The sequence below is a fragment of the Salipiger sp. CCB-MM3 genome (assembly GCF_001687105.1).
Taxonomy (GTDB): domain Bacteria; phylum Pseudomonadota; class Alphaproteobacteria; order Rhodobacterales; family Rhodobacteraceae; genus Salipiger.
The window spans coordinates 278952-294414 of record NZ_CP014596.1 but is presented as its reverse complement, the minus strand read 5'-3'; the positions used below and the strand labels follow the sequence as shown (position 1 = coordinate 294414).

Annotated in this window: 8 protein-coding genes; 7 read left to right on the top strand and 1 reads right to left on the bottom strand. The window is 60.6% G+C overall.

Annotated elements, in window-relative coordinates; all coding sequences use genetic code 11:
• Both AYJ57_RS25535 and AYJ57_RS15230 read left to right on the top strand, forming a co-directional pair.
• Positions 1-1257 (top strand): sensor histidine kinase, encoded by a 1257-nt coding sequence (locus tag AYJ57_RS25535; RefSeq protein WP_083191311.1) that lies wholly within the window; start codon positions 1-3, stop codon positions 1255-1257.
• Between the two features lie 454 nt (positions 1258-1711).
• Positions 1712-8005: a DUF4011 domain-containing protein gene (locus AYJ57_RS15230; protein WP_083191310.1), complete on the top strand. Its 6294-nt coding sequence runs from the start codon at positions 1712-1714 to the stop codon at positions 8003-8005.
• Positions 8006-8817: 812 nt separating this feature from the next.
• Here AYJ57_RS15230 and AYJ57_RS15225 read toward each other — a convergent pair.
• Positions 8818-9087, bottom strand: coding sequence for a hypothetical protein (locus AYJ57_RS15225; protein WP_066107785.1), 270 nt, complete (start codon positions 9085-9087; stop codon positions 8818-8820).
• An 870-nt stretch (positions 9088-9957) separates the two neighbouring features.
• Between AYJ57_RS15225 and AYJ57_RS15220 the strand changes: the two genes are divergently transcribed.
• The 5 genes from AYJ57_RS15220 (at position 9958) to AYJ57_RS15200 (ending at position 15170) form a co-directional block, all read left to right on the top strand.
• Positions 9958-10344, top strand: a complete 387-nt coding sequence (locus tag AYJ57_RS15220; protein WP_066107782.1) for a hypothetical protein — start codon at positions 9958-9960, stop codon at positions 10342-10344.
• Between the two features lie 127 nt (positions 10345-10471).
• Positions 10472-11035: a hypothetical protein gene (locus tag AYJ57_RS15215; protein ID WP_157374193.1), complete on the top strand. Its 564-nt coding sequence runs from the start codon at positions 10472-10474 to the stop codon at positions 11033-11035.
• Positions 11036-11159: 124 nt separating this feature from the next.
• Positions 11160-13079, top strand: coding sequence for a hypothetical protein (locus tag AYJ57_RS15210; RefSeq protein WP_157374191.1), 1920 nt, complete (start codon positions 11160-11162; stop codon positions 13077-13079).
• Complete coding sequence (locus AYJ57_RS15205) at positions 13076-14599, top strand: hypothetical protein (RefSeq protein ID WP_066107772.1); 1524 nt, start codon at positions 13076-13078, stop codon at positions 14597-14599. Before AYJ57_RS15210 ends, AYJ57_RS15205 begins: the two co-directional genes overlap by 4 nt.
• Positions 14600-14819: 220 nt before the next feature.
• On the top strand, positions 14820-15170 hold the full coding sequence (locus AYJ57_RS15200; protein WP_217621129.1) for a helix-turn-helix transcriptional regulator: 351 nt from the start codon (positions 14820-14822) through the stop codon (positions 15168-15170).
• Positions 15171-15463 lie beyond the last annotated feature (293 nt).

Below are 15463 nucleotides of genomic sequence, written 5' to 3'. Positions count from 1 at the left end.
ATGTTTGTGTTTCCTTCTGTATCTGGTCAACCTGACGATTACGAATTTTCTGACGGGCTTCTCTTTAGGCTCAACCCCGACCTTGGAGGCTCTGGAAAGATAAGAGCATACGCGCAAAAAACGAAGCCGGGATGGTACAAGATTGACTACAACTATAGCATGTTTGTTCATAAAAGCGCCGAATTTGGGCTCATTAGGTTTGTGGGTTTGCTGCCGAATGGAGACAAACCTTTAGCTGGACTTGGAGAGAAGCATCCTTTCTCCAAGAAAGAAATAGAGAGCTACGTAGAGAGCCTCGTTGACGGTGAGAGGCTGAACCGTGACCGCATCAAGGATGAGATTTCCCTATTAATTCACGACCTAAGGAGGTTCTCAACCTCAATATATCAGAATGCAGTCGCGACAAAGAAGGCGATCTTTGATGGAGATAGCGGTGAAGCGGAGATTAGAATAGAAAACACTCTCGCAGCTCAAGCCATGCTTGGAATAAGAACTGACATTCTTGACTTCACTGAGAGTCGCGGCGTTGAGCTAGAGGATTCAAATATACCTGTCTACAGAAGGTTTGACAAAGTCGTGAAAAGCTTTCAGCCTGGATGCAGACTGAAAAATATCGAACTGGCAATCTCAGGGTCATCTCACAGCCTTGTTCGCGGGCCGGATTGCGCCGAGATCATTGCGTACATCTTAATTGATAACGCCCTAAAGTACTCGCCACTAAATCACAACATCGGCGTTCGGGTTGATGAGTCTAAAGAACATGTATCTATTTCGATCACATCTCTCGGACCGGTTATGTCAGAGAACGAACTGCCTCGAATATTTGAGAAGGGGTTCCGAAGTGCTTCTGCTAGATTGCTGGATTCCGGAGGCACCGGATATGGGCTCTTTCTAGCCAAGTCTTTGGTTGCCAGATTTCATGGGGAAATCAGGTGCAGGCAATTCGGTGAAGTGACCAACACAAACAAGGGTGCATTTCAGGACACTGCCTTTGAGGTGATATTCCCTATATCGGAGTTTCGCGCGGCTCCGGTGTATCAACACCAGGAGAGAAAGGGCCCTCCTAGACAGCTCTCGCCCGCTAGAAAACCTTCAGTGGTGCAGCCAAGACGCGGAGCGTCCGCTACCAAAAAGACTAAGGTTGCGCGAGGCAATACACCATCTGCGGGCGTCACTCTCGCCAAAGAACCTGTGCAAAAGCGAAAGAACAAGCCTCGGAGAGGACGAAGAAGGGTTAAACCTACTGGCTCTGATTGAACCACCCCGAGCAAGATTAAGGTCCGCGGCGCGATTGATCAAGCGGCAGCTTAGGGCTGACATCAGCCGAATGCACTCGCAGTGTGGGCGTAGCCGAGCAAAGGCAGTTTGGCCTCGAGAGGCGATTTGACCGCTTCACTATAGGATGCGGGATCAATGTCTGACGCCCAGCTTCCATCGGGTACGACTAATATCACTCTTTCGGACCTACTGGAGGTGCATCATCCACAAGACCGGCTTCGCCGCACTCGTCTCAAGGCTCCGCCTGCAGACGCCGCAGCAGATTCCCGAGCTTGGCACAGCGGCAACAGCCCGCAACGGCGGGTCGAATAATCCGCTAACTGCTTATGGGAGAAAGGTCGCACCCAAGCCTCATATTGGATTCCTGCGAATTTCTTCTTTGTGGCTGGGGCTCATGGCCAATATGCAAATAGCGATTGTCAGGAGTTGCCTCATGGAAGATACGAGTTTTCCCGATTTTTCTGCCCAGCAGGGCGAGGGGTCTGAGCCGCAGGATGAACGACGGGGCATCCGTGATCTGATCCGGGACCGGGTTGAGCACCTTCGAGTCAGGCTGCTCGACAGCTCGAGGCGCAATCCGCTCATCCAAATTCCGTTCCGGCAAAACTCTTCGACATTGATCCGCTTCGTAGACGAGCTTCCGGACGTGCTCGCAAGGCGCCTTGCCGCGCAAAGTGCCATGCGGCTTGTTCCATTGCCTTCTATCGACAAACCCCTTCCCGACGAGGCCACCGACGAGTTTCTCGAGATGGTCGAGATCGCCCGGGTCTCCGATGAGCTCTACCTGGAAGCTTTGGCAGAACTCGACCCCGCTCACCCCGACTATGCGCAGAAGGAACTCGATCTCGAGCGCGCGATGAAGGACCGCGTCCGCGACGAGCTGGGCCTGCCGGAAAGACAGACAGCGGAAAACCCGTCTCTCGCCGCGCATGCGCGGGCGCACAACATCTCCCCGGACTATCTCCTGCCGCTTCCCTACGACGTGCATGACGACGGTCGACACGAAGATGCGGACATCCAGACCTTGCTGCTGCCTGACCGCCTGGACAGGGTTGGCCGCTCGCTGCACGATCGAGGCCATTCCTTCGAGCGCGAGACGGGTGTCAACGTGCTGCACGCGGCATTCGGTGTCCTGGAATGGAATGAGCCAGGATCGTCCCGTGCCCCTGCGCAATCGCCACTGCTTCTGCTCGAAGTGAAGATGTCCCGCAGGAAGACGCCCGGCGGCAACGAATATCACATCTGTGGCGAGAACGAACTCGAGATCAACACCACGCTGGCGCAAACCCTCGAGGCCGAGTTTGGCCTCGCCCTCCCTGCCTATGAGGGCGGGTCCATTGAGCGCTACTTTGAGACCATCCAGGACCTGGCTCCCGCCGGATGGCACTGGGCTCTGCGCCGCGAGGCGCTGGTCGGGGTCTTCCCGTCTTCCCGGATCGCCATGTATCGCGACCTCGATCCCGAGAAGAGCGTGGTGACCGAAAGCCCGATCATCGAGAAGATGCTCGCCACCGCGGGTGGGGACGGCGCGGTCTATGCGGATGTCTATGATACCGATGACCCCGAGGTCGAACGTCGCGTTCCGCGTCTGGTCATGGATGCAGACGCCTCCCAGTTCTCGACGCTTGTCGATATCGCCAATGGCAACAACGTCGCGATCGAGGGGCCTCCCGGGTCCGGCAAGAGCCAGACCATCGTCAACCTGATCGCTTCGGCCATGGCAGACGGCAAGAAGGTCCTCTTCGTCGCCGAGAAGCTCACTGCCCTCGACGTGGTTCGCAACCGCCTCGACGCGGCTGGCCTCGGCGAATTCATCCTGCCGCTCCAGGCAGGGCGCGGCTCCCGGGACGCCGTGTTCCAGAGTCTCGACGACAGATTGAAGATGGAGCCGCCGGCCAGCGGTTCGGCGCAATCCCACAAGGCGCGGCACGACGCCCTGGTGCGGCGCCGCAGTGACATGCAGTCTTACCTTGAGATGCTTGGCACCAAGCTCGGGGATACCGGTCAGACCGTGCATGAGGCCCTGGGCCGGACGATCGCGACTGCGGAGTTCCTCGACGGCTTGCCGCGAGAAATTCGCCGCATTCAGATGGTCGCGCCCGAGCTGATGAATGCGGACACGCGCGAGGAGATCGCCGGCGACATCCGCATGGTGGTCGACCGCCTCAACGACGCCGACCAGATCGCCGCCTTCTGGCGTGAAGTCGGCAAGGCGCCGCTGCGCAACGATGAGGCCGAGGACCTGTCTCGGGACTTCGCCAAGCTCGCAGGGGATATCGAAGCACTCCTCACCGATACGGCGGCAAGCGCCCTCAAGGCCTTCCTTCCCGAGGGCATGATCGCAGCAGACGAGGCGCTGACCACCCAGGCTCTCATGGCAATTGCCGGCAATCCCAACTGCGATGCGGGTCTCGCTGAGGCGCTGCTCGATCCATCTCTCCAGCAGGAAGCCCATGAAGTATGCGAGGCGCGCGAGTCGGCCACTGCAGCCGAGGGCGCGCTTCAGGAAGCTCTGAAGGAGCCTGACGCCGACGGGGTTGACGATCTCATCCGCGAAGCGGGCGACTTTGCAGAACGCAACGGCGGGCGCATCGACCCCTCTCAACTCGCGCAGGCAATGGCCGAGGTAGAAGCCAACTGCGAGGCCCTCAAAACGCAGCTTGACCTTGCGGTGGCTCTCCCCGCGCGCTGGGCTGAGACTGCCGAGCAGGATGGCACCACGCTTGCCGACATTCGGCTCGACATCGAGATGCTTCTGCGCGCCCCCGAGAATATCCTCAAGCGCCGGACCGCCGACGATGCGCGCGCCATTCCCGCCTCGGCACGCAGCGCGGCAACGACATTGCGAAAGCTCGAGAGTGACCTGCAGGGGCTGCGCAATCGCCTCCCCAGGGCCGGTGACCATGATACGCAGAAACTCAAGGCCGCTGCCGTCACCATCGAGACCTCTAATTTCCTGCGCATCTTCTCCAGTTCCTACAAGGAAGCATGGACCCTTTTCAGCGGCACGCTTGGGGGAGAGAGGAAAGCCGAGCGCAGAGACGCCGTGCTGGCGCTCAGGGACTATGCAGCCTGGGCCGAGAGGCGCGACGCCTTCACCGGCGATGCCCGGCTTGCAGCGGAGCTCGGAAATGTCTTCAGCGGCATGACAACCGATGGCGCAGCTCTGGAGGCCCTGGCGAGCTTCCACGACAATGTCGCCCGCATCTCCAAGGGGGACGAGCGCCTGCGCTATGCGCTCGAGACAGGCAACCTCGACAGCCTTCACGCCTTCGCGGATGCGGAGGCGATGCCTGCGCGCACCCTGTCGTCGCATGCAAGGGACATTACCGAGACTGAAGAACGCATCGCAGAGCTGCGCGAAGATCATCGTGCTGCGACCTCCTTCTGTCTGTCTTTCAAATGCCTCGGCGTCCTCGATGCTGAGATGATCGACCGCGCGAGGTTCGCCCGCGCCGATCTGGCCAGAGCCGAAGAACGGGCACGAAGCTCGCGGGCGGCGGAGCTTCTTGGAAATTACGAAGACACCCGCGAAATCCGCGTGGCCATCCTTGTGTCCCGCAACCTCTCGAAGCTGCCGAACCCGATGGCCGGCATCGAGCTTCTTCGCAAGGCAGATGCCGCGGATATCGTCGACGGCATCCAGACCCTCGCCTACGACTTCTTCCGGACGCGCAGCGATCTCTGTGACACGGCGCTCTGGATCGCCAACGACCTGGCGCTGGACTGCGCCGAGGAAGGCGATGAGTTTGACTGTCTCAAGGCACTGGCGCCGCGCACGAGGGCCATCAAGGAAGCCACCTCGCGGCCCGAGGGTCTCGTGGAGCGTGCGCGCCTGCTCCGGGCCGTTGCAGCCCTCGAGCAGCGCGGCCTCAAGGTTCTGACGGACTGGGCCCAGAGTGACGAAGGCCGCGAGCATCGCGCTGTGCTGCCCCAGATCACCGAGGCCATCCTTGCACGCAACCTGACGGATCATGTGCAGGACAAGTTCGGCCGGGTCCTCGACGCACGCGACGGCGCTGACCTCGACCGTCTGCGGAGCGAGATTGCCCAAATCGACCGTGAACTGACCACGCTTTCCCGGGCAGCAATCCGCGAAGAGCTGATCGACCAGTGTCTTCCGCCGGCCGGCAATGGCACCGGGAAGGTCGGCACCTTCACGCAGATGAGCCTCATTCGGCACGAACTCGGCAAGAGCCGTAACCGGATCGGTGTGCGAGACCTCACCGGACGGGCAGGGCGGGCTCTGATCGAACTCAAGCCCTGCTGGATGATGTCTCCCCTTGCGGTGGCGCAATACCTCCATGGCAAGGTCTCCTTCGATCTCGCGGTCATCGACGAGGCGTCTCAGATGACGCCCGAGAACGCCCTCGGTGCGATCATGCGTGCCAAGCAGGTTGTCATCGTCGGCGACACCAAGCAGCTCCCACCGACCAGCTTCTTCGCCAAGGTTCTCGATGAGGCCGATGAGGACGAAGACATCCGCTCGGACAGCGAGAGCATTCTCGACATGGCCAACACCAGCTTCACGCCGGTGCGCCAGCTGCGCTGGCACTACCGCTCGCGTCACCCTGACCTCATCGCGATCTCCAACAAGATGATCTACGACGAGAAGCTGACCATCTTCCCGGCGGCCCGTGATGGGGATGCCGAACTGGGAGTCGAGCTCGTCGAAGTGGCCGGCGAGTATCGAAAGGGGCGCAATATCCCCGAGGCTCGGGCGATCGTCGCAGGTGCCATTGAGCACATGCGCGAGCACCCTGACCGCTCGCTCGGACTTGCGACGATGAACAAGGATCAAACCGAAATCATCGTCAGCGAGTTCGAGCGCGAACGCGCCCGCCATCCGCATGTCGAGGCCTACATCGAGCGCTGGGCCGAGAAGGACGACGGCCTCGAGGAGTTCTTCGTCAAGAACCTCGAGACCATTCAGGGCGACGAGCGCGATGTCATCATGATCTCCACGCTCTACGGCCCAGAGGCTGAATCCGGCAAGGTCTACCAGCGCTTCGGGCCGGTGAACTCCGCACACGGGCACCGCCGCCTCAACGTTCTCTTCTCGCGTGCCAAGGAGAAGATCGTCACCTACAGCTCCATGAAGCCGACCGACATTCAGGCAGACGGCAAGGCCAAGGGCGTGGCAATGCTTCGCGCCTGGCTCGAGTTCTCGAAGACGGGCCAAATTGGCCAGATCGAGGGCGAGGGGGCCAAGCACGGCACGCCGGACAGCCCGTTTGAGAGCTTCGTCATCTCGCAGGTCGAGGCCGCCGGCTTCGAGGCCGTACCGCAAGTCGGGGCCTCCGGCTTCCGGATCGACATTGGCGTGAGGCACCCGGACTGGCCCTATGGCTTCATCCTTGCGATCGAATGCGACGGGGCGCCCTATCACAGCTCGCGCTCCAGCCGTGATCGTGACCGGCTTCGCCAGCAAGTACTCGAAGGTCTTGGCTGGCACTTCCATCGCATCTGGTCGACCGACTGGTTCCGCGATCCGCGAGGTCAGATCGCGCGTCTGCGCGACGCGCTGCACGCCGCGCTTGAGCGCGCCAAGAGCGATGAAATCCGGCGCCGCGAGGAACGCGCTGAAGCAACAGAGCGCGCCCGGCTCGAAATCGAAGCTTCGGTCGCCCGTGCTCATTGGGAAGCAGAGGAGGCAGTCGCTCTTGCGGAGGAGGTGCTCGAGGGTCAGAAGTCCCAGAGGCCGGCGCGGCGCGGTAAGTCCGCGGAAGACGCTGTCGCAAAGAGCCCCCAGGGTCTCCTCTTCGGGGATGCCGACTTCACCTTCCCGGGAGGTGCGAGCCTTGCCGAGCAAGCCATGTCCAAGCTCGAAGCCCATCGGGAAAGCCATGCCTTCGACCGGTTCAACCGCTCGGCCACACTGCGCAAGCGTGGCTTCTACTGGCTCGGCTTCCTTGAAGGGGTGGCAGCCTCCGAGGCCATCGAGGAGGGTGAAATCGAAGCCATGATCAACGAGGCATGTGAGATTGATGCCTTCCTCGGCTTCACCGGCGAGGATACCATCGGCGAAGCACTGAACCTGGCGCTTGCCGCCTGCGGCGACGACGTTCTGAAAGCCATCAAGCTCCACGCCGAGACCATCGCCGCAAGCCTCGGAGATCCGGAAAAAGACAGCGAAAAGGATCTGGTCAACACCTTCCTCGGCTTCTGCGCCGGGGTCGTATGCGACGGTCAGATCACTTCCGAGGAGGCCCGCAAGATCCACGCTCGCTTCCACTCCGAGCCGGTACTGGCCGAGGCGCCGATCTTCGCTTCCCTGCGCTGGGCGGTCGACGGCGCACTTGCGGATGCAGAGCTGGACGAGGCGGAGGCAGAGGAGCTGCGCGAATGGATCGCGGCTCTCGTCACTGACGGGCATGCGGACACTGGTGTGGCCAATATCGGGGGCGTCATCGCACCCACAGACCCGATTTCCGATCCCGCCCAGCTTTCCTTCGATGGGAAGACCTTCGTGCTCACCGGCAAGATGAGCATCGGGCCGCGGTCTCTTATTGGCGCCGAGCTGACCCGGCGCGGTGCCGTCCTGAAGTCGAGCGTGACCGACGAGACCGACTTCATCGTCGTGGCAACCACGGCCTCACGAGCATGGAAGACCACGCACTTCGGCACGAAAATCGAGGCAGCCCGAGGCAAGATCGCGGATGGACACCCCATGCGCTTCGTCACCGAACGTGCGCTTGCGGAGGCATTCCTGACGGTCAACGCATGACTCCCCCAGGATGAAACGCCGCGCGGCGCAGCCCTGGGGTTTGCGCCGTGCTTATTTTTGCGGGCTAGGCTGCGCGCCGCGAGATATTCAGCTCCTTGGCCGCCTTGCTACACGATCAGGGTTTCTCAGCCTCCATCATATTCCGGACGATGTCGATGAAGAGATCGAGCCTCCGGATGCCAGTGATCGGTGTTCCGGTTAACCCCAACCAGGTGTGCCGCAATCATTGCACTCCCATCCAGCGCCACGCATCGGTCCGGGTATATCCCCACCGGCACCGCTTGGTCGAGCCACAGCGCGGGCAGCTCTGGTCGTCTTCTTCCTCGCAGCGGGCATCAAGAGCGAGCACGGCCTTGACCCGCCGTTGGGGGTCTGTCGTGGCTTTGCCAAGCTCGGCGAGCTGCTGCGGCGTTAGGCGAAGCCGGTCTTGTGCATGGTGCTCCTCCGTAAGGTCCGAAGGAGTGATATTAGCCGTTTCTGCCGGCACGAAGGACGACCAACACGCTATGCTGACATTTCCGATCGGCGACGAGTGTCTGGCGTAGCTGCAATGCTGCAGGCCGTCCGAGAGAAAGCTATGGGCTGCCGCCTGCCGACACCGCGGCTCGTCTCACGAGTCACTCCGGGCTGGCATCGGCCAATGTTCTCGCAGCGAACGCGCGTCTCGGCAGAGACAAACTGACATTTTCTGCCGGGTTAGCCGTGCGCATCAGTCAGTAATTCAGCCATTAGCAGAACGCGTAAACCGAGTCCGCTCTTGATTCCTACATGCACCATTTCTCGCAAAGAGATCAAGTAGATGCGGCTTATTTTCATTTGTTTCGAGAAATGATCTTCAGCCTCTCATGGTTCGAGATTTTTTCTGGGTCCACACTCGCCACGTAGTCGGTCCCCTTGCAGCTACCCTCCGCCCAAAGCTCCCCTCCGCCGAAGGGCTTGGTTGCAAATGCCTCGTAGCCTTCGAAATCGTCTCTCATGGGAATGTATGCCAGTCGACCACAGTGGAAGACGACTTCGATGCGATGTCTTTCGGGCAGCAGGGCGAAATCGTCCAGAAAATCCTTCATTTTCTCAGGTGACATATGGTCCTCATGCTTTCTATCAAAATCTAGATTGGCCAAACTGATCTCGCGCGAAGAAGAAAATCGAAAAGTTTCGAAAATTCTCTTGGCAGCTTCAGGCCGAATGGGTTCACGACATCAAGTGTCCCGACAGGCGGCCGAACTGCTTTGTCTCGCCGATCTACAGAAATGTGGCAGGCTCCGGCGCTGAAGGACCGTGTTCGAAACTTCCTCGCAAGGGGTGTTAGGGTCAGGAATGCCGTCAGGGCACGGGCTTCCCCTTGGGGTGTTCGATCACAGCGGGGCGAGGGCGCGCGTTGGACAAAGGTCGGGCCACCTAGGCCCAGAGCCTTGGGAACACGGCCTCGGCATTTCGGTTGGTGTGCCCCGGTCTGTGCAGCGACAAAGGTTAGGCACTGCCTGTGCTGCCTCCACCTGGCTCGGCGAATGGGCTTGCTGCGCCTGTTCTCTTCTTAACTCGGAGCTGCGCTGCCGTCTGCGCGTCCTACCCTCGCCAGTTGGTTCGAGTGGGTCTTTTCAGAAATGCGTCGTGGCCGAGATTGCCTCGAGTCTTGTATATCCGGATAGGTGCAAGGGGCGGGGATAGGTGCCTTTTGTGATTTTTTGCCGAAGCAAATGCCGCCTCCGGGAATGGCTCTCTGCATCCATTGTATCTTCTCCTGCGTGCGCGCGAAAATTTTTCAAATATTTACTTCGCAATTTTCTGGAATGGCCAATGTCTTGATTGACAGAACGAAGAAAGGCCTCCGCATCTCCATCCACTCCAGAACTGCCGAATTTCTTGAAGGTCGTACAGGCACTTCCGCCACTCACCCCGGATGCGACCATCGGGCCGAATGCCCCCGGAATACCTCAAGATGGAGAATATCGATGAACTCGATCATTCGCACGCACATTGCAGATGTCCCGCATGGACAAATCCTGGATGCGGCGCTCGTACGTTTCGGCGCCTATCTCGACGCCGAAGCGGAGTCGCTGGAGAAGCTGCTGGCACTCGCCGGCCATGTCGACGTCGAAAAGAACCTTGCTGATCTGCTCGACCTGCATCTCGAGCCCGGTGCGACGCTGCAAGATGTCCGTGCGCTCCTCGAGAATGCGTTGAAGACCCTCGAAACGCTGGCGGTGCGGACGCGGGCCATCCCCACAGACTTTGCTCCCGAAGCCGTGGTTCCGCCGGACTTCGATGCCTGGGTCCGTTGGTCTGGCGCGCGCCTGGCCGACATCTGCGCGACGCTGCGGCACGCCGTCGCCGCATAATACAGCACCCCGGGCTGCTCGGATGCATTTGCCCTTCAGCGTCTATTGTCGGTCTAAGCTTCCCGTAGCCTGAGGTTTTCCGAACCAGACGATCCGGACCCATCTCCTCGAAAAGGAGATGGGTCCATTGCCATTCGAACTCTTCAGAGAACCGCTTATCCCAGCCAGTGACGCCGGCTACACGACAGATGAGCTACGCCGCTACCTCGGCGTTGGGCGCAACAATGTCACGCCGGTCCTGAGCCGCTTTGGCATTCTGAAACTGCACGGGGTCGTTCCAGAGACAGTGCTCTGGCACCAGCTATTCGGGCTCGCTCCGGCAGACGACGCAGCCCTGCAAGCGCTTCGGGAGCCGCTGGCAAACACCACTTGGGTGTCCCAAGTCACGCGAGTCCCCGTGTCGACGCTGCGGGACCACCTCCGCACCGGCCGCTGGGCCTATGACGCAGGCATTCAATTGGGTGACACCACCGGAGGTGGCCCGCCGCGGCTCCGGCGCTGGATTCCCGCGCTCATCCGGAGCCGTCGGCTCGGCGTGCAGCCGCCAAACTTCACCCACGTCCCGCCACGTGCACAGCTTCCTGACGATGGTTCTTCGCCTCTGGCAACCGGCCGGGAAGGCGAGGGCATGCCAGCGTTCGAGGACGTATTTTCGGCGCTCTTCGGCGCGGGCTCAGGGTTTCCCCGGTAACGCCGAAAATAACACCCCGCGGGGAATTTTCGGGACCGGAAAACTTCCCGGTTTTTATTACCGGAATCCCGATAACGGCCAATCTTCCCGATAACGACACCCAGCAAAGGAAAGGCATTTGGTCATGAAAACACCAACGATGCTCGACATTCTCGCGTTCGGGCGCGCGCATCAAGACACGACCGTCCAGCAGTACGCGACCCATCTCGGCCGCCTGTTCGACAAGCGCGGCTATGCAGAGCGGCACCTGCGCGCGCTCGACGGATCGCTCGAGACCTACCGGCAGATTGCGCCGAGGTATCGAAAAGGGGACGCGCGCCTCAGCCAGAAGATCCGCGATTGGGGCATCAAGCCCGCGACCTACAAGCAATACCAGGCTGACGGGCGGCGCATGATCGAATACGCCCATGGCGATCTGCAGAAGCGTCGGGAGCGTCGCGGGCGGCAAGACGGCTTCGCGCGGCTCCATGCCGTTCTTCCCGACCTCATTGCAGCGGTCCTTCTGAAGGAATCGCAGGCGCGCAATCTGCCGCGCCTTTTTGATCTCGCGCGCGCCAGAGGCTGGGACATGGCCGATCTCACCCGCGATCGGATTATCGACCTGAGGCGCGACTGTCTGAGTTCAGACGAATGGGGCCGCGTGAAGCAAGGAGCGGCCTGTCTCGACTATCTCAGGCAGTTTACGACGTGCCTGGCGCTGCTGCCACCCCACGAGATCGGCTCTCTCGCCGGCATTCTGCGGCTCGATAGGGAGATCCCCGAGTTCCTGGCGGATGAGGCGCAGCTGTGGGTTGAGGGAGTGACGGTCGTCTGCCAGGAGGGCATGCTCACCGAGGACGCGCGCGTAGCGACGTCAAAGGAGCACTCCGAGGGGAGCAGGGGCATCTACACCGCCGCCCTCCGGACCTACATTCGCACCGCCAAGGACGTCTGTGAGCTGCACTCAGTGAATGGCCTGACCGCTCTGTTCCGGCCGGATGCGATCGAGAAGGTCTTCGTCCTCCTTTGCAAGAGGTCCGGCTCCCCCGGCAGCCTGTCGCCGCGGTCTCTCGCGAGTTATGCGAATAAGCTCAAGCTGACGCTCATCCACCGCGGGCTCGATGGAGAGGCGGCCAAGATCGAACAGCTTCTGAAATCCCTGCCGATCCTCGCGGAGGGGCAGGCGGCGGGCCAGCTCATGTCTGAAAAGACCAAGACCTGGTGCCGGGATTTGCTCGCCGATCCAGTCAAGGCGGAGCTCTTCGAGACTCAGCACTTCCTTTACGCAGAAAATGCCCTGGCTGCATTGGAACTGGCCGAGATTGAGGGGATCGATCTGCTGGGCTTCAGTCAGGCGCCGGAGGTGCAGCCGCTCTCTCCCGAACAATCGGACCTTGCGAAAACACTTCTTCGCCGAGCCCGGATGTACGGAGTCTGTGCCGCGTTTTCCGCGATCGAGCTCGAAGGCGCTCCGTTCCGGAAATCCAACGTGATCCGTGATTTGAGGCTCGCCGGGCACCCCCAGACCTTCTTTGATCATCGCAACGACCTCTCGCGCCCGCGCCTCGAAATCCATATCCCGAATGAGCTTCTCAAGAACGGCGAGGCAATGACGAAGCGTAACCAGCACATGCCCCGTTTTGTCTTCGATCGGTGTGGTCTCGGGGGAGATGGTTTCCGCATCTTGTCTTTCTATCTTTCGCGCATCCGGCCGCTCTTCGGGGGGGCAACGCTGTCGGACCAACTCTTCCCGGCGCTTGAGAACGAAGACCGGCATCTCGTCATCTCGACGTTTGATGGCTGGCTTGCACATTGCTCTGCCGCGATCGGCCTGCACCTGCTGCCGCACAATTTCCGGCATGGGCTTTGTTCGCTTGAGATCAACGATGATCCGGCGTGTTATCCCGAACTCGAAGCCGTCACCGGCGATACCGAAGCGACACTGCGCAGGTACTACGCCTTCATCGACGCTCAGCGACGGATCCGGAGCTTGCAGACGCGGAGATACGAACGCCGGTCCCAGCTGACCGCCGCACGACCTGAGAGGGTAGGAGACACGGCATGAAGATTTGGGAGACCCTGGCTAAGCCCGTATGGCGGCACTTGGTCCACTCCCCGGGTTTTGAAGGGCTCGGGGCCGAAGCGATCCAGGTCACCGACTGCTTTTTTGATTTTTTGCTGGCGCAGCAGATCATGGCGCCTTCGGGAAGAGATGTTGTCCAGTGGTTGGTTGAGACGCGGTCAATCGATACGAGCCATGATATTGATCTGCTTGAGGAGGTTCTTGCGGTCTGCCAGCCAAGCTTTCTGGCCGAGATCCGGGCCGCACGAGCCCTCGCCAAGGGGCCAAAAGAAGCGCTCGGGCAAGCCGACAGCCTCGAGGTTTCCGCGCTGGCTTCCGCCGTTCCATCTGCACCTGCAGACCATGTGTCTGTGGATTGGGACCCGATCGCGCGGCCGCCTCGAAAGCCCCCCATTCCGAGACATGTCTCGGTTGCGCCGTGGCAGTTGCCGTCCGCATATCAGACCGCGTTGCGGAGGGCCGCAGACGGCCTGCCCGGTGCGAAGGTCGGGATGCGTGTGCCTTCGCGCAGCATGGTGCTGCGCATGCGCGAAAAGCTCTGCCAGTATGCCTGGACTACCGCCGAACGGAGGGCTGATCCTCGCCTTGGCCTCGCGGGCGTGGATCTCTACTTCGGTGAGCTGAAGGCGCGGCTGGTGAAGAAGCACCACGGAGTGCGGTGGGCGACATTGCGCGCGACAGCAGACGCCCTTCTTTTGTTTTGCCGATACAGTGGACTACCCGACGAGCTTGCAATGCACCTTGCGTCCTACCGCCGGGAATACGAGGCCCGTGAACTTGGCCAGCGCGCCCTGAAATTCTACGGGTTGGCCAAGACCGGGAACTCCACAACGCGGATCCTGGAGATGGCTGACACATTGCTTGCCGGTGTCGCGGCGGAAGACCAAGCCGCGAGACGGCACCGCATGCGCAACGCGGCGGCCATCCTCTCCGTTTTCGGCAATGCGGCGCTTCGCAATGCCTCTGCATATCTGGTGTTTGGCGAGTCCCTTTTTTGGGAGGCGGGCGAATGGGTCATCCGAACACGGATACAAAAAACGCATGTCCGCCGTCCGGAAATATTCGAGTTCCCGCTGCATCCTTTGGCGGGTCGTTTCATTGATGCGGTGCTCCAGGGCGATGCCTCGCCGGCGCTCTTACCCAAGCTTCGGGAACAGGCGTTGGCATGCAAACGACCGCTGTTTGTTCTGTCTGACGGCGCGCCTGCGGCGCATTCCTATGTTCCGCGAGTTTTCAGAGCGTTGACTGGCAACAGCTTCACCACACTGCGCGTCATGCTCTATTCCGACGCCGTCGCGGCCCATGGGGTTGAAGGTATAGAGCTTGCAAAGCCATCCGCGCACCATGCCAGCACGGAGGTCGTCAAGCAGCACTACATCGCCGAACAGGTCGCAGAGGTGCACGCGACAAACCTGCGCCAGCGGCGTCAAAGGCGCCAGGGCAGCCTGATCTCAGCGCAGCAGGGTCTGTTGAGTGCATTGGATGACGCGTCGGCCATTTGAGCCGGGGGCGCGCCATGTCGATTGGCCCGGTCCGCCATCGGCATTGATCTTATTGCGGCAAGTCGCCTGGCGTGGGGTCTGTGGCCAGCACGAATTACCCCAGAACGAATTTGTTCGTGGGCTGATCCTATCAAGAGGTCCGAGCAAAATTCTGATTCACGGATGCAACGAGGTTCCCGATCGGGTACATCTGGCGTAACCTCGACGCGAAGACTCATTGATGATCCCGAGCGGTAACATTCGAATGCGCAGCGCGGAACACGACGATGACGACGATCTCCCCTATGATCTGAAGCTACCGCCGGCGCCGGGCGTCGACGATGCGCTGAGGTTCGGGGAAATGGTCAGGGCGCGTAGGAAAGCCCTTGGCCTGCGTCAGGCGGACATTGCACATGCCACCGGGATGGGCCGACGGTACATAGTCGACCTGGAGAAGGGTAAGCCGACCCTGCGGCTCGGGCCGGCTCTCATGATCGCACGCTATCTCGGAGTTGAACCCGATCTCGTAAAAGAGGTGCCGGCGGCACCGCGCGATGCTCTCCCGGAGTGGCTACCGGACGATGAGGCCTAGAGATCAGTTGTCGACACCTTGCTGTCTCCGAGCTTTATCACTGGCTCGGCTGATCTCTTGCGTCTGCCAGAACCAAGAGGTCTGATGAGTGGCAGGTCAGCGTCACTTCCAATTTCGCGCATTGAAGCGGTAATTGGAACGGTCGCGCTCTTTTCTTCCCCATCAGTGCTCTGTGCCATCTGCATCTCCTTCTGCGCTGGCCCCAAGGAGTGGCCCGAGTTCAAAGCTAATTCATGGTCGGCGTTCATTCTATTGGTATAAAGGTCTCTGGCTCCGGCACCCAATTTTCGAGA